Source organism: Gilliamella sp. ESL0405 (assembly GCF_019469205.1).
Classification (GTDB): Bacteria; Pseudomonadota; Gammaproteobacteria; order Enterobacterales; family Orbaceae; genus Gilliamella.
The window spans coordinates 2139128-2164665 of the sequence record NZ_CP048265.1 but is presented as its reverse complement, the minus strand read 5'-3'; the positions used below and the strand labels follow the sequence as shown (position 1 = coordinate 2164665).

18 protein-coding genes and 1 CRISPR repeat array (1 of these 19 cut by a window edge) are annotated in these 25538 nt (G+C 36.7%); of the genes, 9 read left to right on the top strand and 9 right to left on the bottom strand.

Features of this window, described 5'->3' with window-relative positions; all coding sequences use genetic code 11:
- The first annotated feature begins 175 nt into the window (after positions 1-175).
- From GYM74_RS09400 to GYM74_RS09370, 7 genes are all read left to right on the top strand, one after another.
- On the top strand, positions 176-1870 hold the full coding sequence (locus GYM74_RS09400) for a ShlB/FhaC/HecB family hemolysin secretion/activation protein (protein ID WP_220217964.1): 1695 nt from the start codon (positions 176-178) through the stop codon (positions 1868-1870).
- Positions 1871-2610: 740 nt separating this feature from the next.
- Positions 2611-5784, top strand: a complete 3174-nt coding sequence (locus GYM74_RS09395; RefSeq protein ID WP_220217963.1) for a filamentous hemagglutinin N-terminal domain-containing protein — start codon at positions 2611-2613, stop codon at positions 5782-5784.
- Positions 5785-6019: 235 nt separating this feature from the next.
- Positions 6020-6298, top strand: a complete 279-nt coding sequence (gene yccX, locus GYM74_RS09390; protein WP_220217962.1) for an acylphosphatase — start codon at positions 6020-6022, stop codon at positions 6296-6298.
- Between the two features lie 83 nt (positions 6299-6381).
- A complete protein-coding gene (lptC, locus tag GYM74_RS09385) occupies positions 6382-6948 on the top strand; it encodes an LPS export ABC transporter periplasmic protein LptC (RefSeq protein ID WP_220217961.1) in 567 nt (188 codons plus the stop codon).
- Positions 6949-6951: 3 nt separating this feature from the next.
- Positions 6952-7506: a lipopolysaccharide transport periplasmic protein LptA gene (lptA, locus tag GYM74_RS09380; protein WP_220217960.1), complete on the top strand. Its 555-nt coding sequence runs from the start codon at positions 6952-6954 to the stop codon at positions 7504-7506.
- A gap of 1 nt (position 7507) precedes the next feature.
- Positions 7508-8233: an LPS export ABC transporter ATP-binding protein gene (gene lptB / locus GYM74_RS09375; protein ID WP_220217959.1), complete on the top strand. Its 726-nt coding sequence runs from the start codon at positions 7508-7510 to the stop codon at positions 8231-8233.
- On the top strand, positions 8233-9648 hold the full coding sequence (locus GYM74_RS09370; protein ID WP_305054795.1) for an RNA polymerase factor sigma-54: 1416 nt from the start codon (positions 8233-8235) through the stop codon (positions 9646-9648). The genes lptB and GYM74_RS09370 overlap by 1 nt, the downstream gene beginning before the upstream one ends.
- Before the next feature lie 112 nt (positions 9649-9760).
- Here the strand turns inward: GYM74_RS09370 and GYM74_RS09365 are convergent, their stop codons facing one another.
- The 5 genes from GYM74_RS09365 to leuA form a co-directional block, all read right to left on the bottom strand.
- Positions 9761-10876: a hypothetical protein gene (locus GYM74_RS09365; protein ID WP_220217957.1), complete on the bottom strand. Its 1116-nt coding sequence runs from the start codon at positions 10874-10876 to the stop codon at positions 9761-9763.
- Between the two features lie 174 nt (positions 10877-11050).
- On the bottom strand, positions 11051-11653 hold the full coding sequence (gene leuD / locus GYM74_RS09360) for a 3-isopropylmalate dehydratase small subunit (RefSeq protein WP_220217956.1): 603 nt from the start codon (positions 11651-11653) through the stop codon (positions 11051-11053).
- Positions 11654-11664: 11 nt separating this feature from the next.
- A complete protein-coding gene (leuC, locus tag GYM74_RS09355; protein ID WP_220217955.1) occupies positions 11665-13065 on the bottom strand; it encodes a 3-isopropylmalate dehydratase large subunit in 1401 nt (466 codons plus the stop codon).
- A gap of 143 nt (positions 13066-13208) precedes the next feature.
- The gene (leuB, locus tag GYM74_RS09350) at positions 13209-14291 is read right to left on the bottom strand and encodes a 3-isopropylmalate dehydrogenase (RefSeq protein WP_220217954.1); all 1083 of its coding nucleotides are present in this window, start codon (positions 14289-14291) and stop codon (positions 13209-13211) included.
- A gap of 70 nt (positions 14292-14361) precedes the next feature.
- On the bottom strand, positions 14362-15909 hold the full coding sequence (gene leuA / locus GYM74_RS09345) for a 2-isopropylmalate synthase (protein WP_220217953.1): 1548 nt from the start codon (positions 15907-15909) through the stop codon (positions 14362-14364).
- A gap of 461 nt (positions 15910-16370) precedes the next feature.
- Here leuA and nfsB point away from each other — a divergent pair, with 461 nt between their 5' ends.
- Positions 16371-17015: an oxygen-insensitive NAD(P)H nitroreductase gene (gene nfsB, locus GYM74_RS09340; RefSeq protein WP_220217952.1), complete on the top strand. Its 645-nt coding sequence runs from the start codon at positions 16371-16373 to the stop codon at positions 17013-17015.
- A 53-nt stretch (positions 17016-17068) separates the two neighbouring features.
- Here the strand turns inward: nfsB and GYM74_RS09335 are convergent, their stop codons facing one another.
- Entirely contained in the window at positions 17069-17920 is an 852-nt protein-coding gene (locus GYM74_RS09335) for a YcxB family protein (RefSeq protein WP_220217951.1), read from the bottom strand.
- 232 nt (positions 17921-18152) lie between these two features.
- On the opposite strand from GYM74_RS09335, the gene ettA reads away from it, so the two are divergent.
- Positions 18153-19820: an energy-dependent translational throttle protein EttA gene (gene ettA, locus GYM74_RS09330; RefSeq protein ID WP_220217950.1), complete on the top strand. Its 1668-nt coding sequence runs from the start codon at positions 18153-18155 to the stop codon at positions 19818-19820.
- A 137-nt stretch (positions 19821-19957) separates the two neighbouring features.
- On the opposite strand, the gene GYM74_RS09325 is transcribed toward ettA, so the two are convergent.
- The 3 genes from GYM74_RS09325 to GYM74_RS09315 are packed head-to-tail and all read right to left on the bottom strand — an operon-like array spanning position 19958 to position 23528.
- On the bottom strand, positions 19958-21592 hold the full coding sequence (locus GYM74_RS09325) for a DUF2813 domain-containing protein (protein ID WP_220217949.1): 1635 nt from the start codon (positions 21590-21592) through the stop codon (positions 19958-19960).
- A gap of 15 nt (positions 21593-21607) precedes the next feature.
- Positions 21608-22411: a lipopolysaccharide core heptose(I) kinase RfaP gene (gene rfaP, locus GYM74_RS09320; RefSeq protein WP_220217948.1), complete on the bottom strand. Its 804-nt coding sequence runs from the start codon at positions 22409-22411 to the stop codon at positions 21608-21610.
- Positions 22404-23528: a glycosyltransferase family 4 protein gene (locus GYM74_RS09315; RefSeq protein ID WP_220217947.1), complete on the bottom strand. Its 1125-nt coding sequence runs from the start codon at positions 23526-23528 to the stop codon at positions 22404-22406. The genes rfaP and GYM74_RS09315 overlap by 8 nt, the downstream gene beginning before the upstream one ends.
- Before the next feature lie 1806 nt (positions 23529-25334).
- A CRISPR array of direct repeats spans positions 25335-25538; the repeat unit is 20 nt; unit sequence CTTTAAAGCTGCATAAGCTG; it runs 56 nt beyond the window's last position.

The window sequence follows — 25538 nt, the reverse complement described above, 5'->3', positions numbered from 1 at the left end:
TAAGTATTTAACTTATCGATATAACATATTTTTATTAATACATATATTAACGTTATACTTTTTCGTACTATTAATAAGGATTTCGATTCTTTACTTTTTTTTTATAGACTAAATGATTTAATCGAATTAACATAGGCACGCTCAAAAGTACAATATATTAATAATGGTAAATAAAATGGTAGATATCAGGAAGTTATCACTTATTTTAGCAGGTTTTTTTGCGTCATTTAATGCGGTAGCTGTATCTCAACCAACGGCACAAAATCAAAAAGTCAGCGATCAACAACTCATTTACCAACAAGAGAGGCAAAAAGCAACGGAAGAAGCTTTATCCACCAAAACACCGGATATCAATTTACAATCTCCCATGAAGAAAGTTCAAAGCATTGACTTTCCAGAAGAAAAGGTGTGTTTTCGTATTGATCATGTTAAGTTATTAGAACGTGATGCCTTACCTTTTTATATTCCTCTTAATCGTTTAGCTCAGCAAGCCGAAGGACGTTGTTTAGGTAGCAATGGACTTAATTTATTGATGACTGAACTGCAAAATCAGCTTATAAGTTATGGTTATATAACAACTCGCGTGGTGGCGCCTCAACAAGATATCACCAGTGGTACATTCACCCTATTAATCTTAAAAGGTACGGTTGGCAATATTAGCTACACTTCAGATAGTGATAGCCATTCAAGCTTATATACCAGTATTCCTTTAAAAACCGGGGATTTGCTCAATTTGCGTGCATTAGAGCAAGGATTAGAAAATTTACAACGCGTCCCTACATCGATTGCCAATATTGAATTAATACCTAGTAAAGAGCAGGGGCAAACCGACATTGTTATTAAACGTACCCAAGATAAGTATTGGCGATTAGGTGTTTCTTTAGATAACTCCGGCACTAAAGATACCGGGCGTTATTTGGGTGGTTTAACTCTTTATCTGGATAATCCGTTAGGACTCAGTGACACTTTTTATGTGTCTGGTGATCATGATCTGGAAAATAAACACAAATATGGAACACGTGATTATCTATTTTCTTATTCTGTTCCATATGGTTATTGGATGTTTGATGCCACTATATATGGCAACACCTATCATCAAAATATTCCCGGGATTGTCGATTATCAATATAAAGGAAGAAGTAAAAACTATAACTTCCAAATTAGCCGGATCATTCATCGTAACTCAACCCAAAAAACAACATTAAGTTATGGCATCAATTTACGAGAGTCACATAACTATATGGAAGATTTGGAGCTAGAGATTCAACGCCGAAAAACAACCAATTGGAAAATCGGGCTACAACATCGTCATTATATCGATAATATGACGTTGGATTTAGGGCTTTGGTACCAAAAAGGGGTACGCTGGTTTGGTGCGCAAAAAGCGCATGAAGAAGAAGTGGGTATTGCCAGTGCTTTGACCGATATTTTTAAATTCGATTTGTCTTTATATAAGCCCTTTAGCTTAGGTAATCAAAATTTTGCTTATATTTTTGAAACTCGTGGGCAAATGACTAGGCGCAATAAACTCACGCCGCCAGACCGTTTTTCAATTGGTAGTCGTTGGACTGTTCGTGGGTTTGACGGCGAGCGTATGTTAACAGCGGATAATGGGATATATATCCGTAATGAGTTAAATTGGCAAATGCCAACCAATCAGCAACTCTATTTTGGACTCGACGCTGGCCAGGTGTCTGGAGCGAATTCTGAAGATTTGGTTGGAAAACGATTGGTTGGCTCAGTGGTTGGTGTAAGAGGACGTCAGTTTGATATCTATTATGATCTGTTTGTTGGTGTACCACTTTACAAACCGAATAAATTCAAAACCAACCATTTAACTTTAGGGTTTTACTTGAATTGGACTTATTAATTAGTTAGTAAGTGTTTTTAAAAGGAAATAATTAAACTTAAAAATAACACTTTAGAAAATAATGAGTTATCATTTTTTTGACAAAGATTGTTATTTTTAATCAATAGATATTAGCATGCGAAACATGCAAAAGAAACTTTACATAAAACCTTTTGACCCGTTATTCATATAAAGATTATTATATGATAATGGCTATCAAATTGATGTAAAAGGTTTGATGATTTATTAGTGCAGTATGGTTAAAAATATAAGAATAAATACAAGTAGTTTGATTTTGGTAAAACAGTATTAAAAAGTGAATATGTGTTATATCAATTTATAACATCATAAATTAGTAACAAATCAGTTTTTAATGATAAGTCCGTAGGGCTTTAATACCTTTTTTGAGCAGCGAATTGAAGAGAATAGTTAACAATTAATTATACTCTAATTTACTTCATAGTTAACGTTGTTAACTTCACTAATAAATTTGGATTAAATGGCAACAATAATGCATTGATACTTATTCAGTTATTGAGTTGGCAGTTAATAGAATAAAATTCATTTGATTAATTGTACTTATACGATAATTAGTTGTTATATCAATTAGTTATAGTGTTTTTTATTGCGTTGAATAAATGATGTAACTGATTTTAGTTACTCAGTTAAGTCATTTGTGTTTGGAAATGGTTTTACTAAAACAAATTGCTCTTTAAATTCATAATTTGAGCAATATAAAATAGATGAAAGGTGAAAATACTATGAATAAAAATTTATATCGAATTGTTTTTAATCAAGCTCGTGGCTTGTTTGTGGTTGTGTCTGAAATTGTCAAATCACACCAAGCGGTTTCGGGAAGTGCTAAAAAAACAAAATCAATCAGTTCACAAAATGACTTAGCTGGTAAGAGTAAAACAAGTGCATTAAAGCCATTAGTATTCTTATCGTATGTTGCTTTAGGTCTGGTGAGTGTAGCCGGAACAAGCTATGCGTCAAATATTGTGGTGGATAAAAATGCAAGCCAAAATCAACGTCCAAACGTTCATCAATTAGGTAATGGTGCTACACAAATTGATATTGCCTCACCAACTAGTGGTGGTGTATCGCATAACAAATTTAACCAATTTGATGTTTCAAAAGAAGGGGTAATCCTTAATAACTCTCGTAATGGTTCAAATACTCAATTAGGCGGAGCAATAAATGGTAACCAATCATTAACCAATAGTGCAAAAATTATTCTTAATGAAGTTAACTCTAAAAATCCGTCTCAATTACAAGGTTATGTTGAAGTTGCCGGTCAAAAAGCACAAGTTGTTATCGCAAATACAGCAGGTATCACCTGTAATGGTTGTGGTTTTATCAACGCTGACCGTGCTACGTTAACTACTGGTAAACCAATAATCGAAAATGGCAGTCTGAAAGGTTATGACGTTCAAGGTGGTAAAATTGAAATCAATGGTAATGGTTACCGAGCATCTGGTCAAGATTATACCGATCTTATCTCTCGTAGTGTATCGATTAATGCTGAGTTATGGACTGATAATCAGTTAAATGTTGTCACTGGTAAAAATAAAGTCAGTGCTGATTTAAGCAAAATCGAAAAACAAGGTGCTGATTCGGCTTCCGGTAAGCCAGAATTCGGCGTTGATGTCTCAGCGCTAGGTGGAATGTATGCCAATAAAATCAAAATGGTCGGTACTGAGCTTGGTGTTGGTGTGCGTAATGATGGAAAAATTTGGACTAATGCTGGTGAACTCAATATTTCTGCTGACGGACAAATACTTAATCGAGGCTCAATTGATGTAGCTGACGATATAGTTATAAAAAGTGTAAGTAGAGGTGTTGAAAACCAAAATTATATCAGTAGCCGAAATGGCAGTGCTTCTTTTGCTAGTAACAAAGAGATTAAAAATAATGTGCATGGAATAATTAAAACAAGAGAGAATATTAATTTTAACTCAGGTGACTGGACAGGTAACGATGGTTTAATTCAAGCGGGGCAAACAGTTTCATCACAAGGTAACAATTTTACTAACGGTGAAGGTGGCACTACTAAGGGCAAAAATATTGAAGTTAAAACAAGAACTTCAAGAAATACCGGTGAAATGTATGCTGAAGATGAGATTAAGTTTGAAGTTACTCAAACATTATCAAGCCAAGGTAAAATGATTGCCGTCAAACAAGTCTCTATTTTAGCCAATGAGTTTTTTAATAGTTTCGAACCTGGTTTAATCGAAAGTGAAAATGTTCTTTTACAAGGTGTAATTTTCCGAAATGAAGGCAATATTAATGCTAAAAACCAAATAACTATTAAGGTCGATAATGCAGAAAATTATAGACAATTATTTGCCGGCAATAAGGTATCCATAGTTGCAAATCGTTTAATCAATCGTTGGGAAAACGGTAATATACTTGCAAAAGATATCGATATTAAGGCCAATATATTTAAAAACTATTTTAATGTTAAAGCAACCGATAAAGTAAATATTTTTTCTGATCATTTAGCTGTTATCTCTCATGGTATTATAGACGGTGAGAATGTTGACTTAAAAGGTCGCGAGTTTAATAACCAAGGTCAGGTTATAGCGAAAAATAATTTAAACATCAATATTTCGGATGTGTTAAATCTTAGCGGGCTAACAAGTGGCAATAAGATGTCAATCACTTCAGAAAAATTTGTCAATCGTTGGGAAAATGGGCAAATAACAGCTAAAGATATAGACATTCAAGCAGATACGATTGAAAATCATTTGTATATTTATGCAACAGACAGTATAAATATGAAATTTGATAGACTGTCAAATTATGCAACTTTATATACCGATGGGAAAATGAATCTTGAAGGTAAGATTTTTAATAATGATACTAACGGTAGTTTGCTTGGTAATCTTAATAACATTAATGTCTTAAAGGTAAAAAATGTTGGTATATTTAACGCGTTAGAAGGTATAAAAGTTAAAGGGAAAGAATTTATAAATTACGGTTTGATTAAATCTAAGGGGTATTTCGAATCTGAAGTATTGGAAGTTGAAAATGGTAAAGATGGAAGAATATTGGCAAATAAACATGCCACTTTAACCGGAGAAAAATTTCATAATGAAGGCGTAATACATACTAAAGATAATCTGACAATTAATACTGATCATGTTACCAATTGGAAGTCTCTGGTCTCTAGTAATGGCTCATTCAATCTAAAAGGCATCACCTTTAATAATGCATATGATTCTAAGATTGAAAGCGATAATGAGATTAATATTGATGCAGAACTTGTCGATAATTACGGAATAATGGAAGCGCCTAATTCGATTAAAATCAAAGCTAGCAAAGAATTCTATAACAGAGGTCGAGAAGGTATGGTTGATGGTGTTATGGAGAGTAAAGTGATTGATATTGATGCTGAAAACGCAAGTAATGACGGTCAAATGACTGGTACTGATAGAATTGTAGTGAAGGGCAATTATTTTATCAATAACTGGTTTGGTACCCTGAAAGGTTATGATATCAAACTTACCGGTAATAAATTCATGAATTTTGGCTCGGTTGATGCTACACATGAGATACTAATTGACGAAGTAGAGGCAGTAAATATTGGTAAACTTAATGCTAAAGACAATGTAATTGTTAAGTCGTCGGTAGAATTCAAAAATGCTTCAAAAGGTATAATTACGGCTGGTTGGCAAGCTGATTTTTCAGGTGGTTTGATAGAGAATGCTGGTTTAATTCAAACCGGTCATGCAATCAATATGAAAGCTCATGATATTATTAATGATGGCTTGTTAAAATCTGTAAAACATTTAAGGGTATCTGACGGCAGTTTTTTCAACCGAGATCTAGGTAAAGTTGACACTGAGACTGTTACACTCAAAAATGCTAAGTTAAAAAATAAAGGTGAAATAAATGGTAATATCGTTTATTTATCTAAACCAACTAATTAATTTTAATAAATTTTTATTTAGTAATTTTAATTAAATAATCGTAAGATCCTAGTCTGTTTGCATGAACCATAATGCAATAAACTAGGATCTTTTTTATCCATTTAGCGAAACTAACTTTTCAATAATCTCACCTTCAAACACTAGCACTATTTTATTAGATTGAAATTGATTTTAGTTTTACAATCTACCTAACAGTGGTTAACTTTTTATTAAACGTAGATGCAGTGGCGATATCATGATAAAACAAATTAAATTACAAGTAAGCGGTAGAGTTCAAGGCGTCGGATTTCGATTCTGTACCTATCAACAAGCCAAAAAACTTGGTTTAGTCGGTTATGTTAAAAATCTAGATAATGGTGATGTCGAAATTATTGCGCAAGGGGATACCACCCAGATAGCAAAGTTAATACAATGGCTTAACTGTGGCGGACCACGTTCTGCACGGATAGGGAATATAAATATAGATGAATTAATATCACTCAATGATTTAACTTCTTTTAATGTCCGATATTAATTTAGTGAAAAATAAAGTAAAATAAGCCAATTGTAGATGTTTCGAAAAACTGATTTATCTTCTTTGTGTGATTAACTTATGCCATGAATAAAAAAAATATAATCTGTTTATTGCTTCTGATTGTGGTTATCGGAGTTTATTATAATTACCAGAAAGGTGATGAAACTAAAGTTTTGCAATCTACTGCAAATTTATCTGACACGCCAATTTATCAGAGTGATAACATGGTAACCAATGTTTACAATTTAGAGGGTGAAATTGTCTATAAAATAGAATCGGGTAAGGTTAAACACTTTGACTCATCTGAAGTGACAGAATTTGATTTGCCCAATGTTACGCTTTATGATCAAGAAAATTCTGCTACATGGCATATTACTGCTCAAAGAGCAGCATTAACTAATGATAAAAAAATCTATCTGTATCGCGATGTTCAATTAACTAACTTAACACCTGATGCGCAATTACAGAAAGTACTAACTGATAATGCTGTTATTGATTTAACAACTCAACTTGTCACCTCAAAAGACCCAATAACGATCAAAGGGGTTGGATATTATTCAACCGGGCTAGGGTTGGCTGGTGATTTGCAGGCAAAAACAGCTAAAATACTTGAGAATGTCAAAACCTATTACCATACTGAGGCCGAATAAAACATGAGATCGCAAAAACAGATTATTTCTTCACTATTTTTAATTTTATTTGTTTCTTTTGGATCTATGGCTGTTGAATCCGCTAATAAAACGTCTGTTAATAAAGATGATCAAAAAGTATTTGTTGCCAACAAGCCTATTACGATTGATGCTGATAATCAGCAAATTGATATTGAAAAAAATATTCTGACATTTAGTGGTAATGTGCGCATTGTTCAAGACGGTTTAACCATAAACGCCGACAGAGTTACCATTACTGATATGCAAGATACATCAAAACAAAAAATTACCGGTTACGGTAATCCGGTTAACTTTAAGCAAATATTACCGAAAAATGACCGAATTGTTACCGGGCATTCTAATCAAATTATCTATAATGTAAAAGAAAATAGTGTTGTTTTACAAGGTGATGCCGAAATTATTCAGCAAGACAATCATATAAAAAGTTCTATTATTTCCTATGATGTTAACAAACAAGTGATAGTAGCTGAGCCCGGTAAAAATAATAGAGTAAAAACTACTATAATCCCAAGCCAAGTAAAAGGGATGAATAAATAATATGTCAATATTAAGAGCGGTTAATCTAGCAAAAGTTTATAAAAAACGACGTGTTGTCGAAGATGTGAGTCTGACAGTTAATTCAGGTGAAATTGTTGGCTTATTAGGGCCAAATGGTGCCGGTAAAACCACCACTTTTTACATGGTAGTGGGGATCGTGACGTTAAATGCAGGTAAAATTTATCTTGATGACCATGATATTAGTATTTTACCGTTGCATGAACGAGCTAAAAAAGGAATTGGCTACTTGCCTCAAGAAGCCTCCATATTTAGAAAACTCTCAGTTATAGACAATATCATGGCCATTTTGGAAACCCGCAATGATATCGATAAAAATGAAAAAATCGATCGGGCAGAAGAGTTACTTGAAGAGTTTCATATCACCCACATTCGAGACAGTATCGGACAATCCTTATCCGGTGGTGAACGTCGCCGGGTTGAAATTGCTCGAGCGTTAGCAGCTAACCCAAAATTTATCTTGCTTGACGAGCCTTTTGCCGGCGTTGATCCGATTTCAGTTATCGATATTAAAAATATTATTAAGCATTTGCGTGATCGCGGCTTAGGAGTGTTAATTACTGATCATAACGTACGTGAAACACTTGATGTTTGTGAACGAGCTTATATTGTCAATAAAGGACATTTGATTGCTGAAGGTACGCCAGATAGTATTTTAAGTAACGAGTATGTCAAACGCGTATACTTAGGGCATGAATTTAGATTATGATGAAAACTGGTTTACAACTGAAAGTCTCTCAACAATTATCGATGACCCCACAGTTGCAATTAGCAATTCGGATGTTACAGTTGTCAACTTTAGAATTAAGGCAAGAGATTCAAACTGCACTTGAAAATAATCCATTACTTGAAGTTGATGATCAATATGATGAAATTAACGTAGAGTCAGCAGAGTTAAATGAAAATATCGATACCAGAGAAGCTTTAGATAGTGAACAGATCCCGGAAGATATTCCGCTTGATGCTTCCTACGAGGATATTTATACTGCCGGAACGCCCTCCGGCACTAACTCGGATTATCGTAGCGATGAATTACCGATATACCAAGGTGAAACTCACGAAACATTACATGACTATTTAAATTGGCAACTTGATTTAACCCCATTTAGTGACACAGATAGAGCTATTGCAACCTCGATTATTGAAGCGATTGATGACCGAGGATATTTAACGGTTTCCGCTGAAGAAATTTTAGAAGAGCAAGGCAACGACGAGATTGAACTTGATGAAGTTGAGGCTGTGCTAAAGCGGATTTGGAATTTCGATCCTATTGGCGTGGGCGCCAGAACTTTACAAGAATGCTTAGCCATTCAAATTCAGCATTTAGCGACCCCACCATTAGTAAAACAAATCATTGATAACTATTTGGACTTGTTGGCCACACGGGATTATCGAACCCTTAAAAAGGTGTTAAATGCCAGTGATGAGCAATTAAAAGAAGCGGTGAATTTTATTCAACACTTACACCCTTATCCTGGTGATTCGATCAACACGACGCCGCCTGATTATGTTATACCGGATGTGATAGTGAAAAAAAGTGAAGGTAAATGGGTTGTTGATTTAAACAACGAAACCATACCGTCTTTACGCATAAACCAGCAATATGCCGCAATGGAAAAAGTAAGCAGTGAAAGTGATAGTCAATATATACGGTCACATTTGCAAGATGCTAATTGGTTTATAAAAAGTATTGAAAATCGTAATGAAACTTTATTAAAAGTCAGCCAATTTATTGTTGAGCATCAACAAGCTTTTTTTGAATATGGACAGGAATATATGAAACCGATGATTTTATCGGATGTGGCGTTGGCAATTGATATGCATGAATCGACAATTTCCCGTGTTACTACGCAAAAATATTTGCAATGTCCAAGCGGAATATTTGAACTTAAATTCTTTTTTTCCAGCCATGTTAATACCCAATCAGGTGGGGAAGCATCATCAACGGCAATTCGGGCGTTAATAAAAAAATACATTTCGGCAGAAGATAGTAAAAAACCATTGAGCGATAGTAAACTGGTCTCGATTCTTCAAGAGCAGGGTATTATTATTGCACGCCGAACTGTTGCCAAATATCGTGAAGCATTATCCATTCCACCGTCCAGTCAACGTAAACAACTTTAATGATATCATTTATTTTTAGCTATCACTTTATGAGTGATAGCTATACTTGCAAGTGATAAGTACAACCTATAAACCATTTAAAATGATCGCTAGATTGTTTAATCAAATTCAGTCATCGTGATATTTTATTGTTATATTTTTTGTAATTATTTATTACTATTAGTAGAGCAAATATCGCCGATATAACCCCAACTATTATCAAACCTATATCATATTCCGCTTCAAATAAATTAATAAGTATATAGATTGAGATTAGCAGTAATATCATTATCAAATAAGAGAATAGGATACTGGTTAAATAACGATAACCAGGAGCGACACAAGACGCTACTGAAACAGCTAATCCACAGGATAACATTAAGCCTAAAATGGCTTTTAAAGATATTGTTATTGGGTTACTTTGCGTATGTGTTAGGTTAGCAAAGATATAAAAGAATATTGAAACGCTCAAAAAACCGATTACACAGCCAATTATAAAACCAGGTAAAACACATAACCACCTTATCCAGGCTGGCCAATTCCTCATAAAATAAAGACCGCCATTGTCATCTAAATCTGCGCACCCTTTTTTCTTTGGTTCTAAATCAACAGATTCATTCCGTCTGGCATACTTATCTAACATTGCTTCAATATATTGATAATCAGCTAAATGATCAAAACACTCTTTGGTTAATTTATAGCGATCTGATTCTTGATTGATTGTTTTTTGTATTAAGCAAATGCTGTTATGGGTATGATTATATTCAATATTACACAAATTAAGATTTTCAATGCTCTGATCATGCTTCATTAGTTGAATTGTTTGATTGTCAATAACAACTTTACTAATGATTGGATGACGTTGAATGTGAATTGTATTTTCACACTCAATATTCTCATATCTTTTAAAGTAGACAATGTATTTATACACTATCTTGTTTTCTTGCAACTGAGCAATCTTGTTTACTCTACTGATTGTCAGCATTTCGCCTTCAATATTAAGCGTTTTACCGATATAAAATTGTTTTTTAAAAATTGAATCTTGTTTATTCGTTTGTTTCTGAAAGAATTTTGATTGGGCAATAATGACTTTTTGGTTTAACGACGGAATTTCAACAAGTTGCGTTTTGTATTCCACTTTTCCTTTTCGCTGTATCAAATAGATAATGAAAATAATGAGAAACAGAAGAACAATAGGAATTGATAGGTATTGGATATCATTCCATAGAAATTGTAAAGTTTGTTGCATGTTCCTTATTCCTTATAAACAGTTAATATTGGTATTTTTCTGATCTAAATGCCAGTGGTGGTAGTATATCTTGAAGTGGTTATCAGATAGAAGTTAAACTGAAGAACTGATGTGGAAAAAAGGTGAGATATCATCACTTAAATAATAGTAAGCGATGATATCTTAATTAAGCACTTATGCTAAAAAAGAGGGGATGTTATGTTCAAATGCACTAATGGCATCTTCATGTTGTAGCGTTAAACCAATATTATCTAATCCATTTAACAAACAATGGCGTTTAAACGCATCAATTTTAAATGGATATTGTTTATCGCCTGCAATCACAACTTCGTTAACCAGATCGATTGTAAATTCGATCCCCTCATTGGCTTCAACAATTTTAAAAAGTTCATCAATGTCTTCCTCTGAAAGATTGACTAACAATAATTGATTGTTAAACGAGTTGTTATAAAAAATATCGGCAAAACTCGATCCTATAATCGTTTTAAACCCATAATCTGCTAACGCCCATGGTGCATGCTCACGAGATGAACCGCAACCAAAATTTTCACGTGCTAATAAAATACTGGCGCCTTTATAACGGGGCTTATTTAAAACGAAATCGGGATTAGGTTGTTCGCCTAGGTCATCTAAAAAACGCCATTCATGAAAAGCGTGTTTACCAAAGCCGGTGCGAGTCACTTTTTGTAAAAATTGTTTTGGGATAATGGCATCGGTATCAACATTAGCCGCATCTAAAGGAACGACCAGTCCTGTATGTTTTGTAAATTTAGCCATGACCAGTCTCCTTAAAATGGTTTGCGAATATCAGTAAAATGCCCGGTAATGGCAGCAGCGGCAGCCATGGCCGGACTGACTAAATGGGTGCGAGCATCACGACCTTGTCGTCCTTCAAAATTACGATTACTGGTAGAGGCACAGCGATCGCCCGGTGCTAATTTGTCATCATTCATCGCCAGACACATTGAGCAGCCCGGTAATCGCCATTCAAAACCGGCATCAATAAAAATTTTATCTAACCCTTCCGCTTCCGCTTGTTGTTTTACTGGGCCGGAACCCGGAACGACCAGTGCTTGTACGCCTTCGGCGACTTTACGCCCCTTAGCAATTTTGGCTGCTGCACGCAAATCTTCTATACGTGAATTAGTACATGATCCAATAAAGACTTTATTGATCTTAATATCACTCATCTTAGTACCGGCAGATAATCCCATATAGGTTAAAGCACGCTGCGCCGAATGTTTTTCAATTGGATCAGCAAAATCATCAGGATTTGGTACCGTTGCATCAATCGATGTAACTTGACCGGGATTCGTTCCCCATGTCACTTGTGGGGCAATGTCTTTGCCTTCAAGGGTAACAACACTGTCAAAATGCGCCCCTTCATCAGTTTTTAAGGTTTTCCAATAAGCCACCGCTTTATCAAAATCCTCCCCTTTTGGTGAGAATTGGCGACCTTTTAGGTATTCAAATGTGACTTCATCGGGTGCTACCAGACCGGCCTTAGCGCCCATTTCAATTGCCATATTACATAATGTCATACGGCCTTCCATTGATAAAGATTTAATAGCTTCACCGCAAAACTCAACCACATGTCCGGTACCACCAGCACTGGTTGTTTTACCAATAATCGCTAAAATGATATCTTTAGCGGTAATGCCGTCGGCAACCTGACCTTTAACTTCAATTTTCATGGTTTTAGCTCGCCCCTGTTTTAACGTTTGGGTAGCTAATACATGTTCCACTTCCGATGTGCCGATACCAAAAGCAAGTGCGCCAAATGCGCCATGAGTTGCAGTATGTGAATCGCCACAAACAATTGTCATACCGGGTAGAGTCATACCTTGTTCTGGTCCTACCACGTGCACAATACCACGTAATGGGCTTTGTAATCCATATAAGGAGACGCCAAACTCTTCGGCATTTTTTGCCAATTCGGTTAACTGAATGCGAGCCATTTCACTACAGGCATTTAAATCATTACTTTTGGTTGAAGTATTATGATCCATGGTGGCAAACGTTTTGTGAGGCTGACGTACTTTACGATTCATGGCACGTAAACCGTCAAAAGCTTGTGGGGACGTCACTTCATGCACTAAATGACGATCGATATATAAAATCGGTGTTTCGTTCGGCGCTTGATAAACGACGTGTGCATCATATATTTTTTGATACAGTGTTTTCGACATTGCATATTCCTTGTTATTGTCACTACCGGTACTTAAAACATAGTTTTATCGTATTAATTTACTTAGATTAAGGTGACCAACATTGCGTATTTAAGGCCGATTGCCAACTAGCAAAATTACACAACTTGGTCACATAAAACGGTTTACGAAATAAATTTACAGATAATATCGCCCATTTCATCAGTCGATATAGGTTGCACATTACGGGCAAGATCTGCTGTACGATAACCTTTTTCTAATGCCTGATTTACTGCTGTTTCAATAGCGTTAGCAATATCGTCTCGTTTTAAGCTATAACGAACTAATAACGCCAAAGATAAAATTTGCGCTGCTGGATTTGCGATATTTTTACCGGCGATATCCGGTGCACTGCCGCCAGCTGGCTCATAAAGACCAAAGCCTTGTTCGTTAAGGCTTGCCGAAGGTAACATTCCCATTGAACCGGTGATCATGGCACATTCATCTGATAAAATATCGCCGAATAAGTTTGAACATAAAATGACATCAAATTGGGAAGGATCTTTAACCAGTTGCATAGTGGCGTTATCAATATACATATGTTCAAGCGCTACATCCGGATAATCTTTTGCGACTTGACTAACTACTTCACGCCATAAAATTGAGGTTTGCAACACATTAGCTTTATCAACTGAGGTCACTTTTTTGCGACGCAAACGAGCGGCTTCAAAGCCCATTTTGGCAATACGTTCGATTTCAAAACGGTGATACACTTCTGTGTCAAATGCTCGCTCTTGTGCACCGCTGCCTTCTCGACCTTTTGGCAAGCCAAAATAGATACCGCCGGTTAATTCACGCATACATAAGATATCAAAACCACGCGAGGCAATATCTGCACGCAATGGGCAAAGCTCTTCTAAACCTTGATATAAGCGAGCAGGGCGCAAGTTGGCGAATAATTTAAAGTGTTTGCGAAGTGGTAATAGTGCGCCTCGTTCTGGTTGCGCATCGGGTGGTAAGTGGCTCCATTTCGGGCCACCAACAGAGCCAAATAGAATCGCATCAGCCTTTTCACAACCTTCGAGCGTCTCTTTAGGTAACGGGCAACCATGAACATCGATAGCTGCACCGCCGACATCATACTCACTGGTGGTGATAGCAAGCTGATATTTTTGGCGAATCACTTCAAGCACTTTATAGGCTTGTTTCATCACTTCTGGTCCAATCCCATCACCCGGTAATACTGCAATATGGTAGTTTTGTGACATATTCTTATTCCTTAACAATCTAATTTAATTCTGCTATTTTGTTCCCGATGAACAAAACAATATTCGGTTTTTAATCATGATGTAATTTTTGTTTTTCTTGCGCAACTTGATTTGCTCTATAGACATTATTTAGAACATTGATTAATGCTAAAGCTGATGAATGAACAATATCGGTTGCCAGCCCCACACCATGAAATTTACGGCCTTTATAATCAGCCACAATATCAACTTGACCTAAAGCGTTCTCGCCTTGACCTTTTGAGGCTAATTGATATTTAATAATTGAAATTGGCTCGCCAGTGATACGGTTAATGGCTTGATACACTGCATCAACCGGACCATTACCGGTAGCTGCATCTGAAAATTTTTGATCGCCGATGATTAAACTGACCGATGCGGTTGAAACGACCGTCGAGCCGGATTGAACATTAAAATAGTCTAAAACATAATGCTCTTTTTCATCTTTTATTTGATTAATAAAAATTAAGGCTTCTAGATCGTAATCAAACACTTGTCCTTTTTTGTCTGCCAGCGCTAAAAACGCCTCATAGACTTGATCTAAGTTATAATCATTATCCTGATAACCTAACTCTTCTAAGCGATGTTTTACCGCTGCTCGACCGGAGCGGGAAGTTAGGTTTAATTGGATCTGATTTAAACCGATCGACTCGGGCGTCATAATTTCATAAGTTTCACGATTTTTTAAGATGCCATCTTGATGGATCCCAGAGGAGTGGGCAAATGCGTTACTGCCAATAACGGCTTTATTCGCCGGTATTGGCATATTGGTAATTTGGCTGACAATTTGACTGGTACGATAAATTTCCTGATGATTGATATTGGTGTGAACATTTAAGATATTTTGGCGCACTTTGATCGCCATAATCACTTCTTCTAAAGCGGTATTTCCTGCACGTTCACCTAATCCATTCATCGCCCCTTCAATTTGACGAGCACCTTCTTGAATCGCGCTAATCGAGTTAGCCACCGACATGCCCAAGTCATCATGACAATGAACAGAGATAATCGCTTTATCAATGTTCGGGACACGTTCAAATAAGGTATGAATAATGCCACCAAATTGATAAGGAACAGTATAACCGACAGTATCCGGGATATTGATCGTACTTGCCCCGGCTTTAATCGCTGCTTCAACAATTCGACATAGGTTATCAATTGGGGTACGGCCTGCATCTTCACAAGAAAACTCCACATCATTAGTATAATTACGTGCACGTTTAATACAGTGCACAGCCCTATCAACGACATCATCAAATGTCATTTTTAATTTATCTTGTACATGTAAGGTTGATGTTGCCATAAAAGTATGAATACGAAATTGGTCAGCAACCTTTAACGCTTCAGCTGCAACATCAATATCTTTATCTATACAGCGAGATAACGCACAAACACGGCTATCTTTAATCGTTTTAGCAATCGTTTGGACTGATTCGAAATCACCCGGTGATGAGATTGGAAAACCAACTTCCATTACATCCACACGCATTCTTTCTAAAGCTAGCGCTATTTGTAGTTTTTCTTTGACACTTAAACTTGCTTGTAAAGCTTGTTCACCATCACGTAATGTGGTATCAAAAATAATGACTTGATCGCTCATTGTTTATTCCTTATTAATATTTTGGCGCTATCTCGGTATTTCAAGTTATGAAAACAAAAAACCCGCACTTTTGCGCGGGTTCTTGTTTATTTTGTCGAGTTGTTTACTAAATTACTTATTTACTCCACACACAAGCTATCCGCGCAAATTGATGCGAGGAGGAGGCTGAGGTCGAGAGATAAAAATTTAGTAAACATAAAAACTCTAATTCCAGTTAACACTACAGATTTAATTGTTGATATTTTTACCAAATGATGTTTGTTATGTCAACGATTATTTACTCATGTTGTCGCTATTTTGTTAAAATCATGAATAATAAAAAAGAGATGCCATTAGTGTAAAACTGCTTTTTCAATTGACTATTATGACTAATAGTAAATCTATTAGATTAATAAGTTGAGCTAAGGTATATTCTTACTATAATTAATCGATAACTTATCAATGCTAACGAGGGCATAACGATGAATATTGTTGATATTTCGCAAAAACGCTATACAACTAAACATTATGATCCAACTAAAAAAATCCCGGCAGATGTGATAGAACAACTGTTAACCGTACTAAGAAACAGTCCGTCATCGGTTAACTCTCAACCGTGGCATTTTTATGTCATTGATAATGAAGCAGCCAAAAATAAAATTTTGCCGGCAATAGCTGATTTTAATCAACCACGTGTCACCGGCTCATCACATACTATTGTTTTTTGTATTAAAACCCCGTTGGACGAAGCCCATTTAGTTAATCTCCTTAATCAAGAAGAGAAAGACGGCCGTTTGCCTTCGGCGGAATTAAAGGCGTCTCAAGATCAGGGACGACGTTATTTTGTAAATCTAAATAGCAAAACACCTGAATCACAACAGTGCTGGGAAGGTAAACAAGCCTATATTGCATTGGGGCAATTGCTTTTTGCCGCTGCGGCAATTGGTGTTGATTCTACCGCAATAGAGGGTTACGATTCTGCTAAAATGGATGAAATCTTAGATCTTAAAAGCAAAGGATTGAAAAGCATTGTGGTTGCAACATTAGGTTACCGTGCTCAAGATGATGGTAATGCGCATCGTCCAAAATCACGTCTGCCGAAAGATCAAATCTTCACCTTTTTATAATCTGATTAACATCCCACCTCGTATTAGGTGGGATGAGTAATAAGGGTATGGTATTACTTCTGTGAATAATTGCTATAGTGTTTCAGTTTCTCTTCCAGCGCTTGTTGTTGTTCTAAACTAAACTCGTTATAAAAAAAGTAATACCCCGAACTCTCTTGTATGAAAAACACATAACCTTTTGATGTTTTCTCTATTTTATAAAATTCAGCATAGTTGATATTAGAAACTCCCACTTTTTTTATGTAACTGAAGGTTAGATGATCATTATAAAAAATACAGGTCATACTGCCAAAGCGTTCATTCAATGTTAAAACCTGCTTTTTTGATTGTTTTTTAAAATTAGCCAAAAATAAGGTAAGTAATAAAATAGGCAGTATGAAAATGAGTACTGATAAAGTAGGATTTTTTGGAAATAGCAACAAACTCAAAAATAAAAGGATAGTAGATAAAATAAACATCCTTTTTCTTGAATTTCGAAATTGATGACAAATAAACGCATATACACGTTGACAGTCAAATTGATAATTAATCATTGCTATTTTGGATTCTTGGTTTTTGCTCAAATAAGGCGCCAGATAATCTTTTAGGCGCTCTAACTCATCCGGTTGAAACAGATCATAACGAACAAATTCAAAAATAATCTTATTACTAAAAAAAAATAACCCAGTTTTAGCTTCATGTATTTGATACAGATCTGAGTAATAGAAAGTACTGACTTCGTTCTTATCGTTATTTAGCTGCACTATTTTTTCATTATCGAAGGTGAAGGTAAAATTACGCATATTATCAGCAATTGAATCATCTAATTTTTGTGTAAAATTATCATCCAAACAACCTTGCAGCGCGTAATAAGTATCGACTAAATATTGTCGATCAATATGGCAATGAACGGTGATGTTACTCATACTTGCTCCTAAAATGGTCTTTATCACTCATACTGTCAATTTAATAGGTTATTGATTATATATGAAACCGATTAAATTACATGTAAAAAACAAAACCGACAGTGAATAAATCTAATCAATTCGACAAATAACCCTAGACCCCATTGACAGAAACGTTACAATATACGGCATGACTTTTATAGCAAGTAAAATTAACTTAGCTATGATTAATTTAACAAACGGATGATGTTTTATGGCGCAATATGTTTATACCATGAATCGTGTTGGGAAGATTGTTCCTCCTAAACGTTATATTTTAAAAGATATCTCATTAAGTTTTTTCCCCGGTGCCAAAATTGGTGTTCTTGGCTTAAATGGGGCAGGTAAATCGACATTACTACGAATTATGGCTGGAGTGGATACCGAAATTGAAGGTGAAGCTCGTCCACAGCCGGACATTAAAATAGGTTATTTACCGCAAGAACCTAAACTTGATCCTAAGCAAACTGTACGTGAAGCTATTGAGCAAGCCGTTGGTGATGCCAAAAAAGCTTTGGCTCGTTTAGATGAAGTGTATGCGGCTTATGCTGATCCAGATGCTGATTTTGACAAATTAGCCAAAGAACAAGCTGAACTTGAAGCAATCATACAATCGCAAGATGCGCATAATTTAGATAACCAACTAGAGCGAGCAGCTGACGCCTTGCGTCTACCGGATTGGGATGCAAAAATCGAAAATTTATCCGGTGGTGAACGCCGTCGTGTTGCTATTTGTCAGTTATTGCTGGAAAAACCGGACATGTTATTAATTGACGAACCAACTAACCATTTAGATGCTGAATCTGTCGCATGGTTAGAACGCTTTTTACATGACTATGAAGGCACGGTGGTCGCTGTAACCCATGACCGTTACTTCTTAGACAATGTTGCTGGTTGGATTTTAGAGCTAGACCGTGGTGAAGGTATTCCATGGGAAGGTAATTACTCTTCTTGGCTTGAACAGAAAGATCAGCGATTAGCGCAAGAAGCGGCAACCGAATCGGCTCGCCGTAAGTCGATTGAAAAAGAGCTTGAATGGGTGCGTCAAAATCCGAAAGGGCGTCAAGCAAAAAGCAAAGCTCGTTTAGCACGTTTTGAAGAATTAAATAACAATGATTACCAAAAACGTAATGAAACTAACGAACTCTTTATTCCGCCTGGGCAACGTTTAGGGGATAAAGTCATCGAAGTCGCTAATTTAACTAAATCATATGGCGATCGAGTATTAATCGATAATCTTTCTTTTAGTATTCCTAAAGGCGCAATTGTCGGGATTATTGGTCCAAATGGTGCCGGTAAATCAACACTATTTAGAATGTTATCCGGCAAAGAACAACCCGATAGCGGTACAATTACGTTAGGAGATACCGTGCAATTGGCATCGGTCGATCAGTTCCGTGACAGTATGGATGATAAAAAGACCGTGTGGGACGAAATATCCAACGGACAAGATATTATGCGTATTGGTAATTTTGAAATCCCAAGCCGTGCCTATGTTGGTCGCTTTAATTTTAAAGGCGTCGATCAGCAAAAACGTGTTGGTGAGCTATCCGGTGGTGAACGTGGTCGGGTGCATTTAGCTAAATTACTTCAAGTTGGTGGTAATGTACTATTACTCGATGAACCGACCAATGACCTTGATGTCGAAACTTTACGTGCGCTGGAAAATGCGTTATTAGAGTTCCCGGGCTGTGCATTAGTTATTTCGCATGACCGTTGGTTCTTAGACCGCATTGCGACCCATATTCTCGATTACCAAGACGAAGGGCATGTTGAGTTCTTTGAAGGTAATTTTACCGAATATGAAGAGTGGAAAAAACGCACTTTAGGCGCAGAAGCAGTAGAGCCGAAGCGTGCCAAATACAAAAGAATCACAAAATAGCACTGATAATAATAAATCCCGCTGCGACAGACGGCGGGATCTCCTGCATGTTCAAGCTATTTTACATTGAGTTAAGATAACTTATAAACTCAATTCAAACCTAACCGATTAAGGTTAAATTTCCGATTAATCCTGCCTTATTTTGACACTAATTGCATTGAAGATTTTACAATTTTAGCAAAAGTATCAATCAATAAACGAGGAATGGCACCCACTCCCCGTGACTTAGCATCATCACAAACCGCTATGGCTAAATCGGGTTTTGAACGTCGATGAATTGCTTTTTGAATGATTTTTGGTACTGACATATCAATATGTTGCACTGTATTGTAAGCGGCGAGTTTATAAACATGACTAAAGCCATGTTTAAATAAAAAATTCTCAATATCTCGCGCCGGTAAGACCGTGAGGTACTCACTCGGATCTTTATCAGGCGGTGCCAGTGATTTAACAATATCGGCATACTTTTTACCCGCCATATCGCCGTCGGTGATGACATACCAATGGATGCCCATTTTATTGGCATATTTAATCAGCGGTTTTAAGCCACACTGAGCAAACTCAATAAATTGTACCCCTTCAGAGCTTAAGTGATAGCCACTTTGCTCGGCTAATTCTCGCAACAACCAAACTTCGGTTTCGCCTTCAACTAATAACCAACTACGGGCAAATATCGCACTGGCTCGACGGTAAAAAATATGGAACATAATTCGCCGGCTATCATCAACACTCAATGATTTAGGTGGAATATATTTTGTCACGATTTGATCGGGCATGCGAATCAATCGATAAATATTTTCCAGTGGGAATAATGCGACTAAATCACTTGAATTAGAGGTAATAATCTTTTGCGTCGGTAAGTTTTTAAGTAAACGAAACCCAACCGCTAAAATAATCGGATGAAGTTGGCTTTCCGGCTCTTCCAGTATCAAAATCGGCACGGCACTTTGTGACAAAGGATTATTGCCTTTGGCATCAATAATCGAGCCAAATATGCCTAACAACGCACTACGCAAATAGCTGTTATCAAGATCATCTAAAATATTGTTGATCCGCTCAAGCGAGTTCCAGTCCTCAATACGTGGACTGGCTTGTTTATTGGCTTGTTTGTAATGATAACGATGCTGATAATCGGCAAAATAGTACTCTAATAACGCACGAGCAGCATTAAGCCCACGACTTAATTCATCTTGACTCAATTGCGCACTATGGGTTTTTAACTGATTGGATAGTTGCTCGATATAGTATTGTGACAAAGGTTGATTGGTGATCGGCAAATTATCCGTATTTATCGAGTTTTTCAGCGCCATGACCGGATTAAGGCTAATTAAAATCGCAATTAATGGTTGCGATTGTTCAGTTGATAATGCCTTGCCGTGTGGGTCGATTAATCGATGCTGAGTGAAAATACCATTATCTTGTTTATCAGCGCTAATTTGGTAACAAAGACGGTACAAATGATCCGATTCGTTTGGCGAAGCCATTGGGCGTAAGCGGGCATACACTTCACTGTCGAGCTCAGTTGAATATGATTCGCAATAAGTGACGACAATACTGATCTTATCGCCATAGTTTTCATCTCTATCATGATAAAAATCGCTATCGACAAATTGATAAAATTTGTTATCGAGTGATAACAACTTTAAAGCGCTAATTAAGCTCGATCTTCCCCAACGGTTTTCACCAATAAGCACACTTGATTCCGGATTAAATGTTAAAGATAACTGACTAATCCCTCTAAATCCGGTAATCTCAATTTGTTCAATAAACATAGGATTTCCTTATTATTAAAGCTGATATTTTTCAGTTCGTTTTGCAATCCGCGCTGATTTTTTTTCCGCAGTTGTTAACAGTTTATGTTCATCATGCAAAATCGTTTTTAATGGTTTATTGAAATAAGTTTTTAAAAATAGCCAAATATCACGTTGAGTTAACCCGATTTTGGTCGATGAAAAATACAGCCCAATCAAATCTTTATCACGCCAACGGGTTGGCACTCGTTTTCGGGTTTGCGCCCGATGCAGATCAATGACGGATAATTTAATTTGCTGATGATGTTCAAATAACGGTAAATCCAATAAAAAATGGCATAAATAACAATCACGGTGATTGACCCCAGCGGCATGCATTTTGGCGGTCATTTTTGCCAGATAGATGATTAAAGAACGTTTCAGATGATAGCTAGGTGGCGTGGTTAACCAAGAGCGAGTAAAATCCTCTAAACTTACTGTCGGGTTAAGATCTTTGGTAATAATAAACGAGTGCCGTGTTAGTGGGTTTAACCCCTTACGACCAAAAGCTCGCCCGTCCATGGTATTTACCCCTGCTTGTGCTAAACGGTGAATGGCTGTCCATTCTTGTTTGGCGTCTAACACCGGTAATCTCAAGGACAATAAATTTTTGACGATCTCTTTTACCGTTATGCCACGGTGAATTTTAATAAAGTAAGATTCATCATCAAGTTTAAAATTTAACGTTTTGCGCTGTTTAACCGCCCGATAAACTTCACCGGAAATCTGCTCAACTTCGCTAAACGGATCTCTGCCTTTCCATAAATTCTCAAAAGGCGATTTGAGTATAATTTCATTCATAATGATGACAACCTAATATAATATCGGCAGCACGCTCAGCAAGGTGATATAAATCGGCGTTTTGCCCATATTCAATCGCATTATGATGCCATGCAGCTCGCTGTGCTTGATTAGTGATAGCATTTTCCAGTGTGCTATTTAATTCTGATTGATCAAAAGGCTCACTAAGTACCACACCTGCATTTGCATCTGTAATATGATAAGCATAACCGGCTATCCCGGTTACAATCACCGACACACCAGCAGCTAGAGCCTCGATTAAAACCATACCAGCGGCTTCTTGTCGAGCTGGGTGCAGTAGTAGATCTGCGCTAAAGAGAAAATCGGGGATATCATTTCGCCCAGAGAAAAAACGGACTTGATTAAAAATACCCAGCTGTTTCGCCATTTTTTGGTAATTATCGGGTTTATCTTGCCCGACAACCAAATAGCACACCTGTTTTTTTAACGCTTCGGGCAAAGCGGCAATCGCAATTAATGTGCGATCAACGCCTTTTCGTTTAAAGTCAGAACCAATTTGTACAATCACAAAAGCATCTTGCGCAATGTGATTGGCTTGCCTAAATTGCTGGCGTTTAATGGGTGAATCAATATGATATTGCCGATCTTTTGCTATACCGGGTGGCAGTAAAACAAATCTTGATGCTTGAGTATGGTAATATTTTTCAAAATCGCTAATTTGTTGCTTTGTTAGCACCATAATTTTGGTGTCATGCTGCGGATTAAATACCGCATCTTCAAATGCCAGATAGTGTTTACAGCGTTTAGACAATCTATAAAAAAAGCCTTTGTGGGAGACTTTCTCAGCAAAACACGTATCGCCGGCAAAATAGACATCTAACCCCGGCATTTTATTAAAGCCAACGACACAATCAACCGGATGTGTCTGTAAATGATCTTCGACCCAATGGTAATAAGCTAGATTCCGGCTATGATTTGATAGCCCCTTTTTCGGGACTAAAATAATGTCAAACTCAGTCGGTTTATCGCCTTGCCACTGCATAACATAAACACGAACTTTATGCCCTTTAGCGTGACAAGCTCGGGCAATTTGCAAGAAATCACGTTGCAAACCGCCGTAAGGAAAATATTTATAGATACAAAAAGCTAGTTGCATGCACATTGCCTCAAGTGTGAAAGGAGTATTATATACTTGTTGCTGCGCAAGGTACAAAAAATAGATTTGATCTTTTATTGGAAGTTGTCGCTTTTTGGTTTGTAGGTTTCGGACGCTGTTAGTTGGTTGATATTTTCATTTTGGTGTCTACGTCTGAATTAGGCGGATTTAGATATTTTAAAAATATCTTAAATTTTTGTTTTTATACTGAAACATGGGTGTTTTCTTAAACTTTTTGACAAGGGTTTGTGTTTTTTGCTTAAACACCTATATTTTCTGAAAGTTTTTGACAAGGTTTTTACTTTCTTTGTAAGGTGCGGGTTTTTAATCCGCAGGTTTCGGACGCTGTTAATTGGTCGATATTTTCATTACGATGTCAGCGTCCGAATAGGGGGATTTTATGCGAAATCCCCCTAATAACCCCCTCGCAGCACCACCCAAAGCGGTCTTCGACTGCCCTCCGCCTTCGTTCGGTCTTAACGCACCGGCGCTGATTTGTTCCGGACAAAGCAGCGCCTCGCCAAACATCCCTGTTTGGCGTGCTGACCTCTCTCAGTTGTCGGCGCTTTGTGAAGGTGCGGTCTGGTGCATTTGTTTGTTTTTGTGGGGAGGTAATGGTTAATCGTTTAGAATTAGTAATGAAGTTCAAAATACAAACTTTTTAAACCCTTTTTTTTAGCTAAAAATAAAACCATTAAAAATCAATATATTGTGGAAGCGTTAGAAAAAAGGGTTTTTAAACCTAAAATTGCCCTTTGTGTTTTTATAAACGATGTTTATAGTATGTAAGATTCTACTTCACGGCTGTATAAGCTGTTTAGAAAGGTAAAAAAAGTACTTCACTAAATGCATGTTCCTTCACGGCTGTATAAGCTGTTTAGAAAGATTGAAAGAGTGTTTTCACACGGCGGACTGGCTTCACGGTTGTATAAGCTGTTTAGAAAACGGCGTTTAGTTTTCGTTGGTACAACAAATCCTTCACGGCTGTATAAGCTGTTTAGAAAAGCAAAATGAAATAGCACCGAATATTGTATATCTTTAAAGCTGCATAAGCTGTTTAGAAAGCACCGTTTTCGGCATACATTAGCAACAAACTCTTGAAAGCTGCATAAGCTGTTTAGAAATCAGAACCTTTACCAAAAGCTTTATCTGGCATCTTTGCGGCTGCATAACGGATTTGGATATTTTAAAAATATCTTAAATTTTTGTTTTCATACTGAAACATGGGTGTTTTCTGAAACTTTTTGACAATAGTTTGTGTTTTTTGCTTAAACACCTATATTTTCTGAAAGTTTTTGACAAGGTTTTTACTTTCTTTGTAAGTTGCGGGTTTTTAATCCGCAGGTTTCGGACGCTGTTAATTGGTTGATATTTTCAATACGGTGTTAGCGTCCGAATTAGGGGGATTTGGTGCGAAATCCCCCTAATAACCCCCTCGCAGCACCACCCAAAGCGGTCTTCGACTGCCCTCCGCCTTCGTTCGGTCTTGACGCACCGGCGCTGATTTGTTCCGGACAAAGCAGCGCCTCGCCAAACATCCTTGTTTGGCGTGCTGACCTCTCTCAGTTGTCGGCGCTTTGTGAAGGTGCGGTCTGGTACACTTGTTTGTTTTTGTGGGGAGGTAATGGTTAATCGTTTAGAATTAATAATGAAGTTCAAAATACAAACTTTTTAAACCCTTTTTTTTAGCTAAAAATAAAACCATTAAAAATCAATATATTGCAAAATCGTTAGAAAAAAGGGTTTTTAAACCTAAAATTGCCCTTTGTGTTTTTATAAACGATGTTTATAGTATGTAGGTTTCTACTTTAAAGCTGCATAAGCTGTTTAGAAAATATTTTAGACACTCCGAGAACAGTGGGCGTTCTTTAAAGCTGCATAAGCTGTTTAGAAATTTAATGAACGTAGATTGAGAATATGCCCACGCTTTAAAGCTGCATAAGCTGCTTAGAAAATCGCTTTTTTAATAGCTAAATATCTATTTATCTTGAAAGCTGTATAAGCCGTTTA